Source organism: Sulfitobacter sp. F26204 (genome assembly GCF_026410305.1).
Lineage (GTDB): Bacteria > Pseudomonadota > Alphaproteobacteria > Rhodobacterales > Rhodobacteraceae > Sulfitobacter.
The window spans coordinates 185,570-205,333 of sequence record NZ_JAPMLQ010000005.1 but is presented as its reverse complement, the minus strand read 5'-3'; the positions used below and the strand labels follow the sequence as shown (position 1 = coordinate 205,333).

Here is a 19,764-nt window from a genome sequence, read left to right as displayed (position 1 = left end):
CGCTTTTGGTGGTAGGGGCCACGTTAAGTAACCGGAGTCAGTGTTGGGTCTCTGTCCGCTCTACCGTAAACTCGAAGTCATCAGGATGTTCGCCTTCAATAATGTCATCAGGAACGCTGCGGGGGCCAGCAAGAAACACGCTTGCCCCGAAATAATGATGCATCCGCGACAGCTTCTGCATCCTTGCACTGGTCAGCACTTTGTAAAAATCCTGCTGCGCGGGCATCGTCATGAGAGAGTCGATTTTTGCTCTATGTGCATCGACGCAACGTTGATGCTGCGCAGCTATTTCAGGATCCGCCAAAAGTTTTTTCAACTTGCGTTCCATCATCGGGATGCGGCTCTGGATCGAAAGGTCTTCGGTGGCGTTGTTGTTCATGCGGAACCAGTAAGCTTCGCCCTGATCTCGATCAACGTGATTGACGCGCCCGCGGTCCCGCTTGACCAGAAAGCTTTCGGCATTGCGCACCGCATAATGATTTAATGAAACCAGGTCATATCCATATGTCGCCGAGGTCGAACGCCAGGAATTGCGAAATTCGTTTTTGGGGATCTCTTCGCCGGACCCATTGACCCAGTTTATCTGGTCCCAAAGTTGCGGGCGCAGCCCTTTCGGGCGATGCACACCGAACTTCTTGAACAAACCGACATTGCGAAACAACGTTTTGAAACCCCAGGCCTGATGTGGTTTGGGTGAATATTCAGGTGCACATCGTACATGCATGCGGATCGTATGGTCTTCTTTGTAGTGATCCAGATCGGAATTCCCAAACAATCGCCAGGTGCAGGAAATCATGTTTGCATCTTTTACCGCGGCGTACAGATCCCGCAGATGTCCATCCCCTACCTTGATGTTCAGAAACTCATCCACATCCATGCAGATGATCCAGTCCGCCTTTTTCATCATCTTTTCGTTTTCAGCCGCTTGCAGTGCCGCATGCTGCGGCTTTAGGTCCATTTCACGAAATGGGTTTTGCCTGTGTTGAACAATCCCTTTGGACTGGAGCAGGTCGAACATGGTGTCAGTGCCATCGTCACAATCATTGGTATAAACAAGAAAGTCCTTTACCCCGATGGCCTGATGATAGGCGATCCATTCCAGAATGAAGGGGCCCTCATTTTTCATCGTCGTCACAATCGCGGTGCGTATGGCGTTTTGTTTGGGGGGTTTAACACGGCTTAAATTCGGCGCGCGCACTGCTTTGAAACCAAAAACATTCTTTGAGATCGCCAGCAATTGATCTGCTTCGACAAGGCTGGTTTTAGGTACGATCTTGCTGGATTGCGATACCGGATGGCGGATCGCCATACAGCGATAAAAAGGTGCCTTTCCCCCGACTTCAACCTTACTGACACGGCGATATTTCATCAGATTGCTGGAGGTCAATCCTGCCGGGCTGACGCACCAACGGTTGCGTATTTTTGGCCGGTCGAACTGAATGCAACTATGATCGCCAAAACTTGGCTCCATGTTCTTGCGCACCCGCCAAGGATAACAATGCATACCTTCCAGATGAACCACTTTGCCGGGGGTCTGTGCGGCCATATCAAACGGATTCTTTGCGATCCGGGGGGCACCTTTTGGTCCCTTTTCTACTGCGGGGTCGTACAAAAGATCACAAAGATCCAAATTGGCGACCGCGCGGGCCTGTGCCAGAAAGCGGGCGCGCCCGATTTCATAGATAGATACTTCGCCCAATGGGGCGAGCCACGGGTCGGCGGGCGGCACTTCCATCCGATCATGTCCCGGTGCTTCGCTGATGCAATGAGGATGGTGTTCCGGGGGCATGTCCCCAAGACCCAAAGGCAGCGCAGATTCGACTATCACCACCTGAATCGGTCGCCCAGTTTTACCAAGTTCGAATTCCAGACTTGCCAAAAAATCAGCGTCTTGTCCTTGCTTTACCCGGTTGAAAATGACCGCGCCATCCATCCCAAAATAATCGTAGTGATAGGTAAGCCAGTCCATGAGCGTGCTGACCGGCTCTCCATTTCGCGTCCCGATTGCAACGTTGCGGCCGGCGAACAATTCCGGTTCAGCCTGTGCCACCTCTATGCCGTCAGGTACGTTTTTGAATTCAAAGATCGGGGCGCCGTTTATTGCGCCGAGCTTCTTGCCGCCCTGCGCCGACTTCACATCCCCCGCAGCAGTCTTGCGGGTGAAAAACACCAGATTGCCTGTCTTTGCCGCGACCGCATCAAGCACAGTGAAACCACCCAGGCTTCCTGTAGATAAGGCACGCACGGCAAGTTTTGCTTCGCTCATGTTAACTGGCCTTTCCTGCCGTCATCCTTTGGATTCTACGAACTTGGCCTAGGATGGCAATCTGTTCAGGGCAGATTTCTGGGGCGACAGGGCAAATTCGCAGGATGTCGAGCAATGCCATTTTGTAACGCAACTAACCGCTTCAGTCTGGATTTGACCATCTACCCGATAACGCCGATACCTATGCGGTTAACAAAGTTACTCCTTCAATCTTTGATACCTTTTCAAGATCAGCCGCATAATGTTCTTGCATCAGCCTTTGTTTTTCTTGGTTCCATCCGGGAATTGAAAGATTGTCCTGTTCTGTATCCTCCACTTTGAACTTGTCCAGAAACAGCGCGACGGCCCGGCTTCGCTTTTCCGGTGGCAAATCTTGATGCTGCTCCAGATATGCCGCCAATCGCTGACCCCCTTCTTCCGTCATCAATCGCTCTGCCAGATGTATGCCGGCCGCAAGCGGAACCTCTGACGGTTTCTGGGTCGCTGCATGTAGCACCTGATGCCAGATTAACGGAGATTCTTCGGCAGGCCATGCAATAACAGGAACATCAGGACAACACGCACGTACATCATTAAGTACGTCCGCCCATGACAGATCAAACGGATCAGGAGCTACAGCATCAAAGCCTGCATAATTACCGCTTGACCATGCATCAGAGAGCAGCGCCGCAGGATTTCGCAGGCTGATCATGATCCGCAGCGGCGAGGGTGAAAAAAGTCCGCAATAACGCGCTGCACGTTCGCCCAGCCCCCGAAACCACTTGCCCTCGGGGCAGAAATTCTCGCCAGATTGCATCAACTCCTTGACGCTTAAAAAACAACGGGACTGTTGCGCACCCCTTCCAAGCTCAACACCCAGTAACTCTTGTAGCTTTGCTGTCCCAGCCGGGGTGTCTTCATAGGCATGGGCCATTTTAGCCAATTCGCGGCGATACTTGCGGGGTCGCGGAATAATCAGGCCGCCATCGTGCGACGTTGCTTCTTTTTTCAAAGTCCAGATCAGTTCCTGACCATTGTCAAAAGCAGTACCGATCTGAATGGTAAATTGATTTTCTGCTGCCATAAGATTCCCTCACCTGTTCTATGCCACCTCCGGCTTGTTGGCGATACTTATCGCTTGTCTCTTCAAACATTAAAATTGGTTTGATTGTCGCGAACCTTTAAACGGCACGGTTTTCAATCTGTTCGGGTCGCATTCCCTAAGGGAACTGGCTTCTAATGGTGATCGGAGCCTGCCGACATTGGCAGCCATTTCCCTTTGCCAGCAATACCTTTGAAGTTGCCATCCCGCAGGGTGATTTCACCACGAGACATAACGGTAACGGGGATGCCTTTGACCGTTGTGCCGACAAATGGATTATACCCCACATTGTCGTGAAGATCATTGGCAGCGAAAGTATGTGTTCGTTCGGGGTCCCACAGGCAGATATCGGCATCAAAACCTATGTCAATCTGGCCTTTGTCCAACAATCCAAAGGCGCGGGCCGGCTCCGTCGCTGTCAGCCGCACAAAATCCTCAACAGAGGATCGTCCTTCGCTAACCATCGCATTGAACATCAATGGCAACCGGGTCTCAAGGCCCGGCATGCCGTTCGCAATGCGGTTGAACGGGGCATCGGGCCCATGGGCGAACTTACCAGTTTCATCCATGCGATATGGGGCATGATCGGAAGTCACGAGTTGAATGGTTCCGTCTGCAATTGCTTCCCATAGGGCATGCTGATCGTCAGCCGTGCGTTGAGGCGGCGAACACATGAAACGAGCAGGGTTTTCGCTTTCCAGAATATCAACAGTCATGAACAGGTAGTGCGGACAAGTCTCTGCCTGAACATTGACGCCTCGGGCGCGGGCACGCCGCACGATTTCTGCACCTTCACGCGTTGATACGTGAAAAATCATGATGCGCGCGCCGGTAAATTCGGCAAAACGGCACATGCGATCAATGGCTTCGATCTCTGCTTCGCGTGGATGTGACTCCGCATGGTATTTGGGCGCTGTTTTCTCTTCAGCCAAAAGTTTTTCCGTCATGTTGCGGATCAACCCATCATTTTCGGCGTGGAAACAGACCAATGCGCCATCGCGCTTTGCCAAATCAAGAATGTCGAGAATTGATTTATCGTCCTGGCGAACCTTGTCATAGGTAGTGAAAATCTTGATTGACCGATGGCCTTGCGCGATCAATTCAGGAATGTCGTGGGTCAGATTGCCGTTACCTGTATCTGCCACGATCATATGGAACGCATAGTCGATCATTGCACCTTTTTCAGCCAATGCAGCATAGTCCGAAACAACTTTACGCATCTGGTGGCCTGGGTGCTGGGCCGCAAAGGATACGACCGTCGTCGTACCCCCAAAAGCAGCAGATCGCGTGGCGGTTTCGAAGGTGTCAGCATTCAACAATCCGGCACCCGAAACCTGTTCTATGTGACAATGGGTGTCCACCCCACCTGGTAAAACCAGAAGGCCTTTCGCATCGATTTCTGTGGGCGCATTCCCTGAAATATCGGTATTGATCGCTGTGATCTTGCCTTTGGAGATACCGATGTCTCTGGCTCCGGTACCCTGTCCGTTGACGACGGTTCCACCCCGAATGATGGTGTCGAATTCTTCGTTTTGCATACAGCCCTCGGCATTGGTTGTGGGTATTTGTATACTTAGTGTATACCTATTAGTGCATCTTTAAAGGCGATTTGTATAATTGTATCACGAAGTTCCATTCCATTGGGAGAAATGACATGGCCGAAACGTTCCAGACCTTAGGTGATTCGACTTTCCAACGCCTGAAATCGATGATCCTGGATGGTTCGCTGGAACCGGGAACACGTCTGAGTGAAAAGAAATTTGCGGATATACTGGGGGTTTCTCGCACGCCTATCCGCGAAGCGATCGGACAATTAATCAGTGAAGGGTTTGCCACACGGTCCGCAGGCGGAGCGCCGGTCGTGAACAGTATTTCACTGGCTGACATCATGGAGATTCTCCACGTCCGAAGTCTACTGGAGTGCGAAGCAGCAAGGAAAGCAGCCCTTTCTGGCAAGTGTTCTGAAGAATTGGCGACAATCAGAGCCCAATTATGCACTTTTCTTGAGGGGAGAAGGCCTGGTGCGGCAGAACATTCCGCCCTGGATATGAAGCTTCATTTCCTTGTTGCACGTATGGCGGGATCGAAACTTCTTGTCGAACTGATCGAAAGCTTGAAGACAAAAACCTGCATGTACGACCAGGGATCCATTCCTGACCGCCTGGAACCGGGATGCAAAGAGCACCTGGATATTATCGATGCGATTTCAACTGGGTCGCCAGAGGCCGCAGCCGCCGCTATGAAATTGCATTTGACCAATGTACGCGAGGCAATCATCTCGCATATCTATCATCCGTTCTGAACATTCGTCAGGCGAAACGACCTTTTTTTAACGTCGCTGTTGACTCGGCATTCCGCGTGTATACCATTGGCATACCGTATAGCCAAGGAACGGATCCAACTGATGACAGCGCAAGACACTAAGCGGCCGGAAGACGGGATCGTTCTGGCGATCACATTTCAGTATTATCGTGACCTGCCGCGGGCGATGGCGTTTTACGAAGACATCCTTGGATTAACTCTGGCAATTGATCAGGGATGGTCAAAAATTTACCGGATCGATGGGCAAGCCCATGTCGGTCTGGTTGACGAAAGCCGTGGCATGCAAAACTGGGCAGAGCAAAAAACCGTGCAGTTATGCCTGCGCGTGCCGGATGTGGATGCCTGGTACTCTTGGGCAAAATTCAGGGAAGTGAATGGTCTGACTGAGATGTTTGACAGCACGGAGCTGGGCATCCGTGCATTCGCCATGAATGACCCCGAAGGATACCAGATCGAAGTGCAAACCGCAAAAACCGGTCACTAAACTGCAACAATCCGCGACAATTTCCCAAAAAGCAAACAAGGGCGGCACACCGCCCGACACACCCAAAAATTCGAAAACAGAGGAGTTTCCATGACATATCTATCTCAAACCGCGCTTCGTGCTGGTGCCGTGGGCGTCGCCATCCTGGCCGCAACCACGGCCTTTGCACAGGACAAGTCCGCGACCATCGGGCTCACCTCAGACCCAAGCCACCTTTACCCTTTGGCGGGTGAGGAGCTTTCCTCAAACATCATGTACTATCATCTGTATGATCCGCTTGTTAAACGCGGTGGTGACCTGTCCTTCGGTCCGGGACTGGCTGAAAGCTGGGAAAACGTGGATGATGTGACATGGCGTTTCAAATTGCGGCCTGGCGTAACTTTCCATAATGGCAACGCCTTTACCGCAGCCGATGTGGTTTACACGGTTAACAAGGCACGTGAATCCATCCGTCCAGATCTGGTTGCCAATATCGCCGAAATAAGCGCGGTTGATGATCTGACTGTCGAGATCAAGACACCAAAGCCCTATGCGGTCCTGCCCAATGATCTGGCAGAACTGTTGATACTGGATGAGGAATACACAACTGCCACTGGCGATGAACAGATGGACCTCAAGCCGATGGGTACCGGTCCCTATATGCTGGACGAATGGATCAAGGAAGAAAAGCTAACGCTGTCATCCTTTGATGATTATTGGGCCGGGCCTGCAAAGATCAAGAATGTCACTTTCCGTCCGATTACAAATCCGGCGACGCGAACTGCGGCACTGCTAACCGGTGAAGTGGATGTGATTCAGGATCTCGCTGTACGCGATGTTGATCGGGTAAAGCGGGATGATACCTTTAACGTGATTACACGGCCCAGCCTGCTGAATGTTGTGCTGGCGATGGACATGCGCGAGGATTCTCCGACCATCGAGGGCAAGAACCCCATGACGGATCAGCGAGTGCGCCAGGCGATTGCCCAAGCGGTAGATGTGGACGCGATAAACAAGATTGTCATGAACGGTTTGGCGACACCCAGTGACCAATATGTGCCGTCGTCGCATATCGGTTACGTTGACGGCATGAGCTTTCGCGACATGTATCCACTGGACCTTGAAAAGGCCAAGTCACTGATGGCCGACGCGGGCTATCCGGAAGGTTTTACGATGACATTGGATGCCACCAACAACCGCTATGTCAATGACGCGCAAATCGCTCAGGCATTGGCATCGATGTTGGCCAAAATCGGTGTAACGCTTGAATTGAACATCATGCCCAAATCGAACTTCTGGGGCTACATTCGTGTGCCAACAGAAAACTCAAGCTTTATCATGAGTGGCTGGGATGTCCCGGCGGGGGACGCAGGGTCGATGTATGGAGCGCTGTTTTATACACGCGATGTCAAAGACGGCTATGGTCAGGTGAACCGTGGATCCTATTCGAATCCGGAAATGGATGCCCTGGTTGACAAAGCTGACGCCACGCCCAGCATCGAAAAACGCGACGAATATCTTCAAGAAGCGACAAAAATCCTGATGGTGGATATTCCGATGATCCCCGTGCATTACGAACAGGACATCTATGCCGCGCGTAAAGGTGTGACCCTTGAACCGCGAGTGGACAAGTTCCTTTGGGCCTACGACATGGACGTTGAATAGGTCGTTCCGCGAACTGTTTCCGGCGGTCAATTGCCACCGCCGGAATCTCTTCTCCCTTGACATGATCCGAAGGTCTGGTTCCCGCACATGCTTGGCTACTTGCTTAAACGACTGATACAGATGGTGCTGGTTTTATGGATCGTCTCGGTCATCGTCTTTTTGATGATGAGTTTTACCGGCGATCCGGTGTTCATGGTTGTACCAATTGATGCAACCGACGCCGAGATTGCACAGGCACGGCGTTTACTGGGTCTCGATCAATCCATACTGGTGCAATACTGGAAGTTTCTCACCAGTCTTCTGCAAGGCGACTTTGGCCGTTCCTACGTTTTCCGCCAACCCGCCATGACACTGATCCTGGAACGTCTGCCTGCAACTGTCGAAATGGTGATTGTGGCCATGGTGCTGGCGGTTGTCGTGGCAATTCCCCTCGGGGTCTATGCCGGTGCCAACCCCGATGGCCGCCTGAGCAGGATGATCATGGCAGGGTCATTGATGGGCATTTCACTACCGGGGTTCTGGGTGGGCATGGTACTGATATACCTGTTTGCCGTCACCTGGGGCGTTTTCCCTTCCTCAGGGCGCGGGGACACGGCAGAAATATTCGGCCTGCGTATCAGTTTGGCAACCTGGGATGGATGGCATCACATCGCATTGCCGGCCATTACCCTGTCTCTTGGCACAATGGCGATTTTGTTGCGCATGACCCGCGCAGGCATGATGGAAGTAAGCCGTCAGGATTTCATGAAATTTGCCCGCGCCAAGGGGGCCACCCGCAGGGATGTCTTGTACAAGCATGGGCTGAAAAATGCCCTGATCCCCGTCGTAACGATTTTCGGTTTGCAACTCGGTGATCTAATTGCCTTTGCAACGATCACCGAAACGATCTTTTCCTGGCCGGGTATGGGCAAGCTGCTGATCGATTCCATCTATCGCGCCGACCGACCGGTGATTGTTGTCTATCTCATGTTGGTTGCACTGATCTTTGTAGTGATCAATTTCCTTGTCGACATCGTCTATACGCTGATCGACCCGCGTATCACGTTGAAATGAGGCGCTGATCATGACAGGTTTTCTTCGTTCCGAGTTCTTTCACAACTACAGACGCAGCAGTTCTGCAGTGATCGGGAGCGCGCTGATGCTTGGCTTCGCGTTTGCAGTGATGGTCGGGCCGTTTCTGGTAGCGCAAAATCCCTATGATATTGCAGCTCTTGATCTGATGGATAGCTACAAACCCCCAGTGTGGCTTGAAGGGGGCGATCCGCGCTTTCCTTTGGGCACCGACGGGCAGGGCAGGGATGTCTGGGCTTCCATTCTTTATGGAGCGCGCATTTCAGTCTTCATCGGATTGGTTGCAATGGTCGCCTCTTGCACGATCGGCACCTTGCTGGGTCTGGTTGCAGGTTTTTACGGTGGCATTGTTGATTCAGTCATCATGCGGATCGCCGACATTCAGCTGTCATTCCCATCCATCCTGATTGCATTGTTCCTGATGTCTGCCGTTGGAACCGGCGTTGACAAGGTTTTGATCGCCCTGACAGCGGTGGGCTGGGTGGTTTATGCCAGAACAGTGCGTGGATCGACCCTGTCTGAAATCGAAAAGGAATACGTTCAGGCGGCCAAGGTTGCAGGACTTCCCAATCACAAAATCATCCGCAAGCATGTGTTGCCCAATGTTTTGACGCCCTTGATCGTCATTGCGACCATACAGGTTGGCACCTTTGTATTGATCGAAGCATCGCTCAGCTTTCTGGGTGTGGGTGTGCCGATCACCCAACCTTCGCTTGGGCTTCTGATCAAGAACGGATTTGACGTGCTCTTTAGCGGTCTTTGGTGGACCTCTGTTTTCCCAGGAATTGCAATCATGATCCTTGTATTCGGCATCAACCTGTTTGGGGATTTCCTGCGTGACGAACTTAACCCGAGGCTGAAATGATGGCGAATACCGCACAACATCCGCTATTGGAAGTCCGTGACTTACACACTTATTTTCACACGTTTTCAGGAACGGTAAAGGCAGTGAACGGTGTCAGCTTTGCCATTAACGAAGGCGAGGTGATGGGGCTGGTCGGTGAAAGCGGCGGTGGAAAGTCGGTCGTCGGATTTTCCATACTTGGACTGATTGACAGCCCCGGCAGGATCGAAGCCGGAGAGATCTTGCTTGAGGGTCAGAACCTTGTTGCAGCAGGTGAGGATCGCCTGCGCGCGATCCGTGGCCGTGAAATCTCGATGGTGTTTCAGGACCCGATGACCTCCCTCAATCCCCTGCATACTGTAGGGAAACAAATGGACGAGGTATTACGTCTACACAGCGATCTGGATGCCGAGGCCCGGCATGCCGCCTGCGTCGAAATGCTTGAAAGTGTCGGGATAAGCCGAGCTGCAGACCGGCTCAAGGCCTATCCGCATCAATTTTCTGGTGGAATGCGCCAAAGGGTGGTCATTGCCATTGCCATGCTTGCGCGACCCAAATTGATCATTGCTGACGAACCCACAACCGCCCTTGACGTCACTATCCAGAGCCAGATTTTGAAACTGATGCGTGCCCAGATCGCTGACAAGGGTGCATCAATGATCCTGATCACGCATGACTTGGCTGTTGTCTCTGAAATGGCGGATCATATTACCGTCCTGTATTGCGGCAATGTGGTGGAACGAGGCAGAACCCGCGATGTCATCGAAAACCCGTCACATCCCTATACCCGTGGCCTGATCGACAGTATCCCCGACACCACAAAACGACTGGACCGGTTGTCCCAGATACCAGGTTCCGTTCCTGACATTCGCAATCTGCCGCATGGCTGTAACTTCCGTGATCGGTGCCCGCGGGCGCAGGCCCGTTGTGCCAGCGAAGAACCAAAGCTGATGCCCCAACATGCAAGTTTGATGGCCGCCTGTCATTTCCCGTTGGAACCGGGAGATACCGCATGACTGAGACACCCGTCCTTGAGGTCCGTGACCTTCAAATGCATTTTCCTATTGGTGGTGGCATTCTCGACCGGCTGAAGCTCGACAGCAATGGCATCAGGTTGGAGAAACCGGTAGTCCATGCCGTCAATGGCGTCAGCTTCAAGATCAACCGCGCCGAGATCATGGCGCTGGTCGGCGAAAGCGGCTGCGGCAAATCGACCGTCGCTAAAACCATTGCACGTATCTACAAACCTACCGCCGGTGAGGTGCGCATCGAAGGCCAGGATATTGCCGGTTACGGTTTTGCCGAAATGCTGCCGGTACGGGCCAAGATGCAGATGATTTTTCAAGATCCCTTTGCGTCGCTCAACCCCCGTCAGCGCGTGAGTGACATCGTCGCCGAACCCTTGTTAGAGCAAACCAAGACCACGCAAGAGCGGGCCGAAGTGCCAGAGCGGATCGGTCAGCTGCTTGCGCGTGTCGGACTGAACGCAGAACATGCCGGACGCTACCCACACCAGTTCTCGGGTGGACAACGTCAGCGTATCGGGATTGCTCGTGCATTGTCGGTGACGCCTGATTTGATCATTGCTGACGAGCCTGTTTCGGCACTGGATGTTTCCATTCAGGCCCAGATCCTCAACCTGATGAAAGATCTCAGGGATGAGTTCGGGCTGGCTTATCTTTTCATCAGTCATGATTTGTCCGTTGTCCATCACATCGCTGACTGGGTTGGCGTGATGTATCTGGGTCATATGGTTGAAAACGCCCCGCGTGATGTTTTGTTCGCACGGCCTCGACATCCCTACACCCGTGCCTTGTTGTCTGCGGCTCCCAGCATCAAGGCCAAGCGCGACATCAAGGAAATCGTGTTAAGCGGAGAGGTACCTTCTGCACTTGATCTACCATCCGGTTGTCCATTTCGGACACGCTGCCCCCTTGCCTGGGAGCGCTGCACAGCAGAACGCCCTGTTTTGCAAGAAGTCGGTGACGGACAAACTGTAGCCTGCCACCTGATTGACGCGCCGGAAAGAGACATCACATGACCGTAATTGCACAGGCCAGAGTCGGAATACATGACCCGCATGATTGCACAGATTCAAGTGATGAATTGCCTATCCTGCATGCAATTTATGATACTCTGGTGCGGCGTGTTGGACAGGGTTTCATACCGCATCTGGCAAAATCCTGGACTGTCTCCGAGGATGCACGTTTCTGGACGTTTTTCTTGCACGAAGGTGTTCTGTTTCATGATGGTTCCGTTTGCGACTCTGCCGCAGTCGCGCAAAATCTTGAACGTATGGCGCGCGAGGACAAAGGATATACCTTGGGCGCGCCCGCAGTCTGGCGACAATTCCTCGGTGGTGCCAGTATAGAGTCGATAACACCGCATAAATTGCAGGTCACCCTCACGGCCCCGATGGCCGATTTGCTCGATGTGCTGGAACAGGGATTTATCGTAGCACCCTCTGCTTTTTCTGCACTCGATGCGGGGAACTTTTCCGTGCAGATCGGAAGCGGACCTTATCGGCTGCTTTCCCTGGAACCAGAAGAAATCCGTGCAGCACGGATTGATACCCACTTTGCCGGATTACCTGCCAACAACAATGTCACCTGGCGGCTGGTACCCGATCCCGCTGAGCGGCTGCATTTACTTGAGCAGGGCGCGGTCGAAGTGGCTAACGCGCTTGATTTCGAAACCTCAAAAAGTCTGGGGGAAAGGCGTCATGAATACCTCTCGCCTGTTGCGATAATATATCTGTTGAACGCTGCCAAAGGGCCGCTTGTCGACCCACGCATCCGCCGTGCCCTAAGCCTTGCCGTGGACCGCGATGCCATCGTTCAAACCGTGATGGCTGGTGCTGCCGTGCCACTGACCGGGTTCATCAGTCAGAACCATTTTGGAGCAGGCCCGGAAGCCTCGACAGGGAGGGATCTCGAATTGGCGCGCGCTTTGCTGACGGATGCAGGATTTGGAAAGGGGCTCACACTTGAGGTGGATTGCCCAACGCGTTTACCAGACGAAGCAGAGCGGCTAACGACGGCATTGGCACTGCAACTGGCCGAAGTTGGCGTGATACTCAATGTACACATCCATCCAGAACGCGAAGAATATGCACATATGGTCCGGCGTAAGGAAATTCGCGACATGTGTGTCTTTGATTCCAGTCCCATGAGCACCTATCGCGTTCTCTATGAGAAGATTGACGCCCGCATTGCAGGCTCCTGGTGGCAAGGTTACGCCAATCCAAAAATCGAAACGCTGATAGATCAGGGGCGGTCGACCACCAACCGTGGCGCACGCGCCGAAATCTGGCGACAAGCCTATAGGCTGTTGCAGGATGATCCGGCATGGCTGACGTTGTATAACCCCGTGCGCGTAATCGGTTTGGCAGGCAATCATCCTGATTTCACCATGCCGGCGGACGGTGTCATCGATGTTGCGCGACTTCCCCGACTTTGCGAGGGCGCAACATGAAGGCAGATACACTAATCACCGGGGGCACGGTTATCACGATGGACCCTGATCGCGCGATTATCGAGAATGGTGCGATTGCCGTTGCAGGGGGACAGATCGTTGCCATTGGCACCGCTTATGCCCTGAAAGAACAAGTACAGGCAGATCGTATTGTCGATTGTGTTGGTCATGCCGTCTTGCCCGGCCTGATCGACGGACACGCCCATGCGGGTCATGGTCTGATCAAGACAATGGGTATGCATGGTGGTGACCGATGGGAAGACATCTGCGGCGAAGTCTACACCCAAGCGTCGCCACCAGATTTCTGGCATGCCGAGGCCAGCCTTGCCGCGCTAGAACGTCTGCGGTTTGGTGTTACCACCGGTGTATCGCTTTTAGGCGGCGGCGATACGATCATGCGGACAGATCATCCCGAATATGCCGCTGCGCATTGTCGAGGTGTGACGCAGGTGGGCACGCGCAGTGTTGTTGCCGTAGGCCCCACTCGTGCACCTCACCCGCGCACCTATGCCAGTTGGGTCGGGGGTGTGCGCCGCGAATATCCGGTATCCTTTGAACAGCAATTCGAAACCTGCCAGCAAATCGTCAACGACCTGCACGCAACACAGGGCAAGCGGATCAACATCGCGATGCTATATCCGGTTCTGCGTGATGAGCATGAACGCGACATGGCAGCCGATGATTACGCAATGGCTTGCGTCCAGGCAAAACGCGTGCAGCAATATGCATTGGACAGGGGTTTGGTGTTTACACAGGACGGGCACTGGCGCGGCTCTGTCCGGCGCGCCCAAACGCTTGGTTTGCTGGGGCCGCGAACTTTGCTGTCCCATTGTATCGATCTGCACGAGGATGAGATTACACGCATTGCTGCGACGGATACCAAAATCGCGCATAACCCGTCAGCGAATGCCTCGATCCTGGGGCGTTGTCCTGCGATCGAACTGATGGAAGCGGGGGCAACGGTTGCTCTTGGCTCGGATGCGACGGCACCGGACCGCTCGGCAGATATGTTTCGCCATATGCAGCAAGCCATGCATTATCATCGGACCTTCTTTAGGAACGCCAATGTCTTGCCTATTGGCAAGGTGCTTGAGATGGCTACGATCGGGGCCGCCAAAGCCTTGGGCATGACAGAGACGATCGGATCTCTGGAAACCGGCAAGGAAGCAGATATCATCACGGTCGATCTAAATCGTCCACACCTTGCCCCACCGAATATGTCCGTGCACCGCCTGGTCTGTTTTGCCAATGGAAATGATGTGAGTAATGTCATGATCGGCGGGGAACTGGTCTTAAAAGATGGCCAGGCGACGCGGGTCAAAGAAGAGGATGTGCTGGCCAGCGCAGCCCAGCAAGCGACCCTGATGATCGACCGGATCGGCGGCACGCAAGATCTGGCGCTACCGCATGATTTTTGGGGTAAAAAGAGAGCAAGCCAATGACAATCTACGTGATAAATCCCAATAGCAGCCAGCATGTAACAGCAGGCATTGACCGTGCCATTGATCCGATGCGCGAGGCCGCCCCTGTTCCCATCGAGGCCCATACCCTGTCCGAAGGCCCGCCAGGAATTGAAACACAAGCACATGTAGATGGCGTTGTCGGCCCGTTACTGGCCCATTGCGCTGGGTTGGAAACTCAGGCCAGCGCATTTGTTGTGGCGTGTTTTTCCGATCCCGGCCTCGCCGCTCTGCGCGAACAATCAAAACACCCGGTTCTCGGAATTGCCGAAGCATCGATCCTGACAGCGATGACCTTGGGACAGCGGTTCGGCATCATTTCCATTCTATCCAAAAGCATACCACGTCACATGCGTTACCTCGGTGCCATGGGTGTAATGGACAGGTTGGCGGGGGATCAACCGCTGGAACTTGGCGTGCTGGAACTGGCCGACAAAAAGCGCACCTTTGATCGCTTGCAAACCGTTGGCCGAAATCTACGCGATGGTGCCATGGCCGACGTTGTAATTCTGGGCTGTGCCGGCATGACGGCATTTCGAAGTGATCTGGAAAACTACCTTGGTATCCCTGTGGTTGAACCCTGCCAGGCGGCCACTTCAATGGCGATCGGCCGCGTTGCACTCCAAAAGACACAATAGGAAAAATACATGACACGATTAACGACTGAAGCCGCTGGCGTTTTTGTAATAGCGGTTACACCCTTTCATCCTGATGGCCGGATTGATGAAGAAAGCTGTGACCGGATGGTTGATTTTTATCTTGAGGCGGGTGCAACCGGCCTGACGGTTCTGGGAATGATGGGCGAGGCACCCAAGCTGACGGTCGAGGAATCCCGCGATGTTGTGGCACGTATTCTTGCGCGTGTTGATGGCCGTGTACCGGTGGTAGTTGGTGTGTCGGCGCCGGGCTTTGCCCAGATACAAACCCTGACAAAGATGGTAATGGATCTGGGTGCGGCCGGTGTCATGGTTGCCCCGCCGGCAAATCTGCGCACTGATGATCAGATTGTGACTTATTATACGCAAGTGGCCGAATTGATCGGCGACGTGCCCTTTGTCCTGCAGGATTTCCCTCTGGTCACAGGCGTTCAGATGGCACCAAGGGTGGTTGCACAGATCGTGAATGATTTGCCAACCTGTGTCTGTCTCAAACACGAAGATTGGCCAGGGCTAGAGAAAATCTCATATCTGCGTCGTGATGGCGTGCTGAACAGGCGTATTTCGATTTTGTGCGGAAATGGCGGATTATTCCTGCCCGAGGAAATGGCGCGGAATGCGGATGGCGCGATGACCGGCTTTGCCTATCCCGAAATGATGGTTGCCGTTGTCGAACACTATACCAAGGGCGATGTTGACCGAGGCTTGGACCTATTCAATGCCTATTTGCCACTTGCCCGATTTGAACAACAACCGGGCATGGGACTGGCCATCCGGAAATACACACTAGCGAAACGAGGGATCATTGCACATGACGCCTTGCGGCGCCCGGGGGCATCGCTTTCTGCACAAAGCCGCGCAGAGGTTGATGCACTCATTGAACGACAGGAAAAACGACTGAAGGAACTAGGCTAATGGATCTTGGGATCAAAGGAAAACGTGCGATCGTTCTAGGTGCGAGTCGTGGTCTTGGGATGGCGATTGCGCAATCACTGGCAGCAGAAGGGGTGCGCGTATATGCAGCTGCGCGCAGCCGTGACAAGATCGCCACCTGGGCGGCAGACATGGACAATGTGCATCCTCTGCAACTGGATCTCGGCAAGATCGAAGAGGTCGATCAGGTGGTTGAGGCACTTCTGAAAGAGGGAGGCGTCGACATTATTGTAAACAACGGCGGCGGCCCTCCTCCCGGCACGGCACAAACAGCAGAACGCGCAGCTTGGATCACCCACTTCGAAGCCATGGCTGCAAACCTGTTTCACATGAATACCCGCTTGTTGCCCAGGATGAAGGAACGTGGCTGGGGGCGGATTATCTCGATCACATCATCGGGTGTAGAACAGCCGATCCCGAACCTTGCCCTGTCCAACGGCATCCGTTCTGCAGTTGTGGGATGGTCCAAATCACTTGCCAATGAAGTCGCGGCAGATGGAATAACTGTAAATGTCGTCATGCCCGGCCGCATTCACACTCAACGGGTCGATGAGCTTGACGCTGCGGCGGCAAAGCGCACGGAAACAGATGTCACCGAAGTCGCGGCCAAATCACGTGCGGCAATCCCCGCTGGCCGATACGGCAAACCGGAAGAATTCGCTGATGTGGTCACCTTTCTTGCCTCCGAGCGGGCAGGCTATGTCACGGGCTCGAAAATTCGGATTGACGGCGGATCGATAAAGTCGGTCTAACCTCTGCACCCGGCACGCCAGCGGTGTTCAATCGCTGGCAACCTGCTACCATTGCACCGCGCCATGTGGAGTAGGGGGATTTATGAAAATCGCATGTATGCAAATCCGGCCTTTGTCATCGGATGTCACGGGAAATCTGGAAAGGCTCGAAACTTTTGCAACCAGGGCTGGTGCCACAGGCTGTGATATACTGGTGACGCCAGAGATGTACGTTACCGGTTACAACATCGGGGCAACGGAGGTTCGGCGGCTGGCGCAACCCGATGATGGATTCATCGCGGATCAGGTTTCCAGGATTGCCACAAGAACCGGCATTGCCATTCTTTATGGTTACCCCGAAATCTGCGCAAAAACAGATGCCGTTTTCAACTCTGTCCAACTCATCAGTGCGTCGGGAACTCGTCTTGGCGGCTATCGCAAGACCCATCTTTATGGCGCAGTTGACGCCCAACAGTTCAGAGCCGGCGATACGCGCTCAGCACTTTTGAAGATGAACGGATGGAAAATTGCTTTGGCGATTTGTTACGATATTGAATTCCCCGAGCTGGCGCGAGCATATGCGCGTGATGGTGCGGATATCATTCTTACGCCAACCGCCAATATGGCACCCTATGATGGTGTCGCCAAAAGACTGGTCCCCGCCAGAGCAGAAGAGAACGGCATCTTTGTGGCCTATGCAAACTACATCGGGAGGGAAGGTGGGTTTGACTATAACGGATTGTCCTGTATTTGCGGTCCCGATGGCACGGACCGGGCACGTGGCGGTGACGAAGAAGTGCTGATACAGGCAGTTCTGGAGCGTAGTGAAATTGAACTAAACAGAAAAAACGCACCATATCTGATGAATATACGATCCGAAATCTACGTCGAAAAAAGAGCAGAGGCATCGCAGCATGACTGAAAGCGGCAGACCCAATCCCGAGGTAACGGCCTATGGACCTGATTTCACGTTTTCCTTTGATAACTGGATCAACAGCCCTGAGGGGATCGGCTCCATTCCTGCGGAAAACCATGGACGCAAAGTTGGTATTATTGGTGCCGGCATCGCGGGCATAGTCAGTGCCTACGAATTGATGAAACTGGGCCTTCACCCCGTCGTTTACGAATCCGGACAGTTTGGCGGAAGGTTGCGCAGCCAGTCATTCGAAGGTTCCAGCACCGCCATCGCCGAATTGGGAGGAATGAGGTTCCCGATCTCCTCGACTGCTTTTTATCGCTACGTCGATATGCTGGGTATCAAGACTCGGCCCTTTCCAAACCCTTTGACTGCAGCTGCCGGATCAACCGTGATCGACCTTGCTGGCGAACCGTTTTATGCGGAAACGGTTGATGACTTGCCGCCCTTGTTTCGTGAAGTCGGCGATGCATACAACCGTGCCCTTGAAGATCACGCAGATTTCGCCGCTTTGCAAACAGCCATAAAAAACCGCGATGCGCCACGGGTCAAGGAACTGTGGAACCCGATCGTACGCGATTGGGATGATCGCAGTTTTTATGATTTCATTGCGTCTTCGGACGCCTTCAGAAAATTGTCGTTCCGCCATAGGGAGGTGTTTGGGCAGGTCGGTTTCGGAACCGGTGGCTGGGACAGCGATTTTCCAAATTCAATGCTTGAAATTTTGCGGGTCAACCTGTTGCGGCTCGACGATGACCAACGGTTTATGGTTGGCGGTGTAGAGCAGGTTCCCCGCGGCCTGTGGGTGCGGTCGCCGCGCAAGATGGAACATTGGTCGCCCGATATGACCTTGGAAAAATTGCACGGCGGATCAACCTTTCCCGGAGTGGTGAAGGTCCAGCGTGAAGGCGATGAAGGGCCCTTTGTGGTCACGGATCGCTGGGGGCGCATCGAAAAATTTGATGCCTTGATCAGTACCTGCCAAAGTTGGCTGATGACCACATCGATGGAATTCGACGAACGTTTATTAAGTCAGAAGATGTGGATGGCGTTGGACCGCACGCGATACATGCAGTCATCGAAAACCTTTGTGATGGTCGATCGTCCGTTTTGGCGCGATCGTGATCCAGTTACCGGTCGCGAGAAGATGAGTGTCACGTTGACGGACCGCATGACACGGGGCACCTACCTTTTTGAGAACGGGCCGGACGAACCCGCAGTGATCTGTCTGACATATTCTTGGATGTCGGATGCTTTGAAAATGGAACCTCTACCTATTGATAAACGGGTTGAGCTGGCACTGGATTCTTTGCGAAAGATCTATCCTGACGTCAACATAGCTAAACATATTATCGGCAACCCGATCACAGTCAGTTGGGAAAGTGACGAAAATTTTCTTGGCGCATTCAAGGGGGCCCTGCCGGGGCATTACAGATATAATCACCGAATGTACGGCCATTTCATGCAGTCCGAAATGCCCAGGGAACAGCGCGGACTATTCCTTGCCGGTGATGGCATCAGTTGGACCCCCGCATGGGTTGAGGGCGCGGTTCAGACAGCCCTGAATGCTGTTTGGGGTGTAATGAACCATTTGGGAGGGGCATCGCCACGCTCTAATCCTGGCCCTGGAGATGCCTATCCAGAACACGGCCCGATTGACTTGGGAGAATAAGCCTGTATCGGTTTTGCGGGAGGTTTAGAAGCATTTCTAAACCTGATGAAGTCGCTCCGTTCACCGGCGACACGCAGATTGATTCACGCGGCGGCCTCCCGTGTTCGATCCATCGGAGAGGCCGCATGGCCAATAGGCACAAGCAGCACCCTTTGGTCAGACTGACCAACAATCCGCAATCCAGGGATTCAAGACATTTCTATTAACCTA

17 protein-coding genes are annotated in these 19,764 nt (G+C 53.3%); 14 read left to right on the top strand and 3 right to left on the bottom strand.

Annotation, left to right across the window (positions count from 1 at the left end; genetic code table 11):
• Positions 1-37 precede the first annotated feature (37 nt).
• From OS190_RS13865 to hydA, 3 genes are all read right to left on the bottom strand, one after another.
• Positions 38-2,266 (bottom strand): glycosyltransferase family 2 protein, encoded by a 2,229-nt coding sequence (locus tag OS190_RS13865; protein ID WP_267159314.1) that lies wholly within the window; start codon positions 2,264-2,266, stop codon positions 38-40.
• Positions 2,267-2,447: 181 nt separating this feature from the next.
• Complete coding sequence (locus tag OS190_RS13860) at positions 2,448-3,329, bottom strand: hypothetical protein (RefSeq protein ID WP_267159313.1); 882 nt, start codon at positions 3,327-3,329, stop codon at positions 2,448-2,450.
• Positions 3,330-3,481: 152 nt separating this feature from the next.
• Positions 3,482-4,885: a dihydropyrimidinase gene (gene hydA / locus OS190_RS13855; RefSeq protein ID WP_267159312.1), complete on the bottom strand. Its 1,404-nt coding sequence runs from the start codon at positions 4,883-4,885 to the stop codon at positions 3,482-3,484.
• A 116-nt stretch (positions 4,886-5,001) separates the two neighbouring features.
• Here hydA and OS190_RS13850 point away from each other — a divergent pair, with 116 nt between their 5' ends.
• From OS190_RS13850 to OS190_RS13785, 14 genes are all read left to right on the top strand, one after another.
• Positions 5,002-5,649 carry a GntR family transcriptional regulator gene (locus OS190_RS13850; protein WP_267159311.1) on the top strand — a complete coding sequence of 216 codons (648 nt, stop codon included), beginning with the start codon at positions 5,002-5,004 and terminating at the stop codon, positions 5,647-5,649.
• Positions 5,650-5,751: 102 nt separating this feature from the next.
• Positions 5,752-6,153: a VOC family protein gene (locus OS190_RS13845; protein WP_267159310.1), complete on the top strand. Its 402-nt coding sequence runs from the start codon at positions 5,752-5,754 to the stop codon at positions 6,151-6,153.
• Positions 6,154-6,243: 90 nt separating this feature from the next.
• Positions 6,244-7,797 (top strand): ABC transporter substrate-binding protein, encoded by a 1,554-nt coding sequence (locus OS190_RS13840; protein WP_267159309.1) that lies wholly within the window; start codon positions 6,244-6,246, stop codon positions 7,795-7,797.
• Between the two features lie 87 nt (positions 7,798-7,884).
• Positions 7,885-8,850 (top strand): ABC transporter permease, encoded by a 966-nt coding sequence (locus tag OS190_RS13835; protein ID WP_267159308.1) that lies wholly within the window; start codon positions 7,885-7,887, stop codon positions 8,848-8,850.
• Between the two features lie 10 nt (positions 8,851-8,860).
• On the top strand, positions 8,861-9,733 hold the full coding sequence (locus tag OS190_RS13830; RefSeq protein ID WP_267159307.1) for an ABC transporter permease: 873 nt from the start codon (positions 8,861-8,863) through the stop codon (positions 9,731-9,733).
• Positions 9,730-10,728, top strand: coding sequence for an ABC transporter ATP-binding protein (locus tag OS190_RS13825; protein ID WP_267159306.1), 999 nt, complete (start codon positions 9,730-9,732; stop codon positions 10,726-10,728). The genes OS190_RS13830 and OS190_RS13825 overlap by 4 nt, the downstream gene beginning before the upstream one ends.
• Complete coding sequence (locus tag OS190_RS13820; RefSeq protein ID WP_267159305.1) at positions 10,725-11,753, top strand: ABC transporter ATP-binding protein; 1,029 nt, start codon at positions 10,725-10,727, stop codon at positions 11,751-11,753. The genes OS190_RS13825 and OS190_RS13820 overlap by 4 nt, the downstream gene beginning before the upstream one ends.
• Positions 11,750-13,186 carry an ABC transporter substrate-binding protein gene (locus OS190_RS13815; RefSeq protein ID WP_267159304.1) on the top strand — a complete coding sequence of 479 codons (1,437 nt, stop codon included), beginning with the start codon at positions 11,750-11,752 and terminating at the stop codon, positions 13,184-13,186. The genes OS190_RS13820 and OS190_RS13815 overlap by 4 nt, the downstream gene beginning before the upstream one ends.
• Positions 13,183-14,628, top strand: a complete 1,446-nt coding sequence (locus OS190_RS13810) for an amidohydrolase family protein (protein ID WP_267159303.1) — start codon at positions 13,183-13,185, stop codon at positions 14,626-14,628. The genes OS190_RS13815 and OS190_RS13810 overlap by 4 nt, the downstream gene beginning before the upstream one ends.
• Positions 14,625-15,284 carry an aspartate/glutamate racemase family protein gene (locus OS190_RS13805; RefSeq protein WP_267159302.1) on the top strand — a complete coding sequence of 220 codons (660 nt, stop codon included), beginning with the start codon at positions 14,625-14,627 and terminating at the stop codon, positions 15,282-15,284. The genes OS190_RS13810 and OS190_RS13805 overlap by 4 nt, the downstream gene beginning before the upstream one ends.
• A gap of 9 nt (positions 15,285-15,293) precedes the next feature.
• Positions 15,294-16,217 carry a dihydrodipicolinate synthase family protein gene (locus tag OS190_RS13800; protein ID WP_267159301.1) on the top strand — a complete coding sequence of 308 codons (924 nt, stop codon included), beginning with the start codon at positions 15,294-15,296 and terminating at the stop codon, positions 16,215-16,217.
• Positions 16,217-16,987: an SDR family oxidoreductase gene (locus OS190_RS13795; RefSeq protein WP_267159300.1), complete on the top strand. Its 771-nt coding sequence runs from the start codon at positions 16,217-16,219 to the stop codon at positions 16,985-16,987. Before OS190_RS13800 ends, OS190_RS13795 begins: the two co-directional genes overlap by 1 nt.
• An 82-nt stretch (positions 16,988-17,069) precedes the next feature.
• Positions 17,070-17,888 carry a carbon-nitrogen hydrolase family protein gene (locus tag OS190_RS13790; protein WP_267159299.1) on the top strand — a complete coding sequence of 273 codons (819 nt, stop codon included), beginning with the start codon at positions 17,070-17,072 and terminating at the stop codon, positions 17,886-17,888.
• Positions 17,881-19,554, top strand: coding sequence for a flavin monoamine oxidase family protein (locus tag OS190_RS13785; protein ID WP_267159298.1), 1,674 nt, complete (start codon positions 17,881-17,883; stop codon positions 19,552-19,554). The genes OS190_RS13790 and OS190_RS13785 overlap by 8 nt, the downstream gene beginning before the upstream one ends.
• Positions 19,555-19,764 lie beyond the last annotated feature (210 nt).

Bases quoted from the DNA above. Each gene is read 5' to 3' on its own strand.
- OS190_RS13815 (WP_267159304.1), top strand. From the start codon at position 11,750: ATGACCGTAATTGCACAGGCCAGAGTCGGAATACATGACCCGCATGAT.
- OS190_RS13865 (WP_267159314.1), bottom strand. From the start codon at position 2,266: ATGAGCGAAGCAAAACTTGCCGTGCGTGCCTTATCTACAGGAAGCCTG.
- OS190_RS13835 (WP_267159308.1), top strand. From the start codon at position 7,885: ATGCTTGGCTACTTGCTTAAACGACTGATACAGATGGTGCTGGTTTTA.
- OS190_RS13805 (WP_267159302.1), top strand. From the start codon at position 14,625: ATGACAATCTACGTGATAAATCCCAATAGCAGCCAGCATGTAACAGCA.
- OS190_RS13785 (WP_267159298.1), top strand. From the start codon at position 17,881: ATGACTGAAAGCGGCAGACCCAATCCCGAGGTAACGGCCTATGGACCT.
- OS190_RS13850 (WP_267159311.1), top strand. From the start codon at position 5,002: ATGGCCGAAACGTTCCAGACCTTAGGTGATTCGACTTTCCAACGCCTG.
- OS190_RS13840 (WP_267159309.1), top strand. From the start codon at position 6,244: ATGACATATCTATCTCAAACCGCGCTTCGTGCTGGTGCCGTGGGCGTC.
- OS190_RS13810 (WP_267159303.1), top strand. From the start codon at position 13,183: ATGAAGGCAGATACACTAATCACCGGGGGCACGGTTATCACGATGGAC.
- OS190_RS13860 (WP_267159313.1), bottom strand. From the start codon at position 3,329: ATGGCAGCAGAAAATCAATTTACCATTCAGATCGGTACTGCTTTTGAC.
- OS190_RS13845 (WP_267159310.1), top strand. From the start codon at position 5,752: ATGACAGCGCAAGACACTAAGCGGCCGGAAGACGGGATCGTTCTGGCG.
- OS190_RS13820 (WP_267159305.1), top strand. From the start codon at position 10,725: ATGACTGAGACACCCGTCCTTGAGGTCCGTGACCTTCAAATGCATTTT.
- hydA (WP_267159312.1), bottom strand. From the start codon at position 4,885: ATGCAAAACGAAGAATTCGACACCATCATTCGGGGTGGAACCGTCGTC.
- OS190_RS13800 (WP_267159301.1), top strand. From the start codon at position 15,294: ATGACACGATTAACGACTGAAGCCGCTGGCGTTTTTGTAATAGCGGTT.
- OS190_RS13830 (WP_267159307.1), top strand. From the start codon at position 8,861: ATGACAGGTTTTCTTCGTTCCGAGTTCTTTCACAACTACAGACGCAGC.
- OS190_RS13795 (WP_267159300.1), top strand. From the start codon at position 16,217: ATGGATCTTGGGATCAAAGGAAAACGTGCGATCGTTCTAGGTGCGAGT.
- OS190_RS13790 (WP_267159299.1), top strand. From the start codon at position 17,070: ATGAAAATCGCATGTATGCAAATCCGGCCTTTGTCATCGGATGTCACG.
- OS190_RS13825 (WP_267159306.1), top strand. From the start codon at position 9,730: ATGATGGCGAATACCGCACAACATCCGCTATTGGAAGTCCGTGACTTA.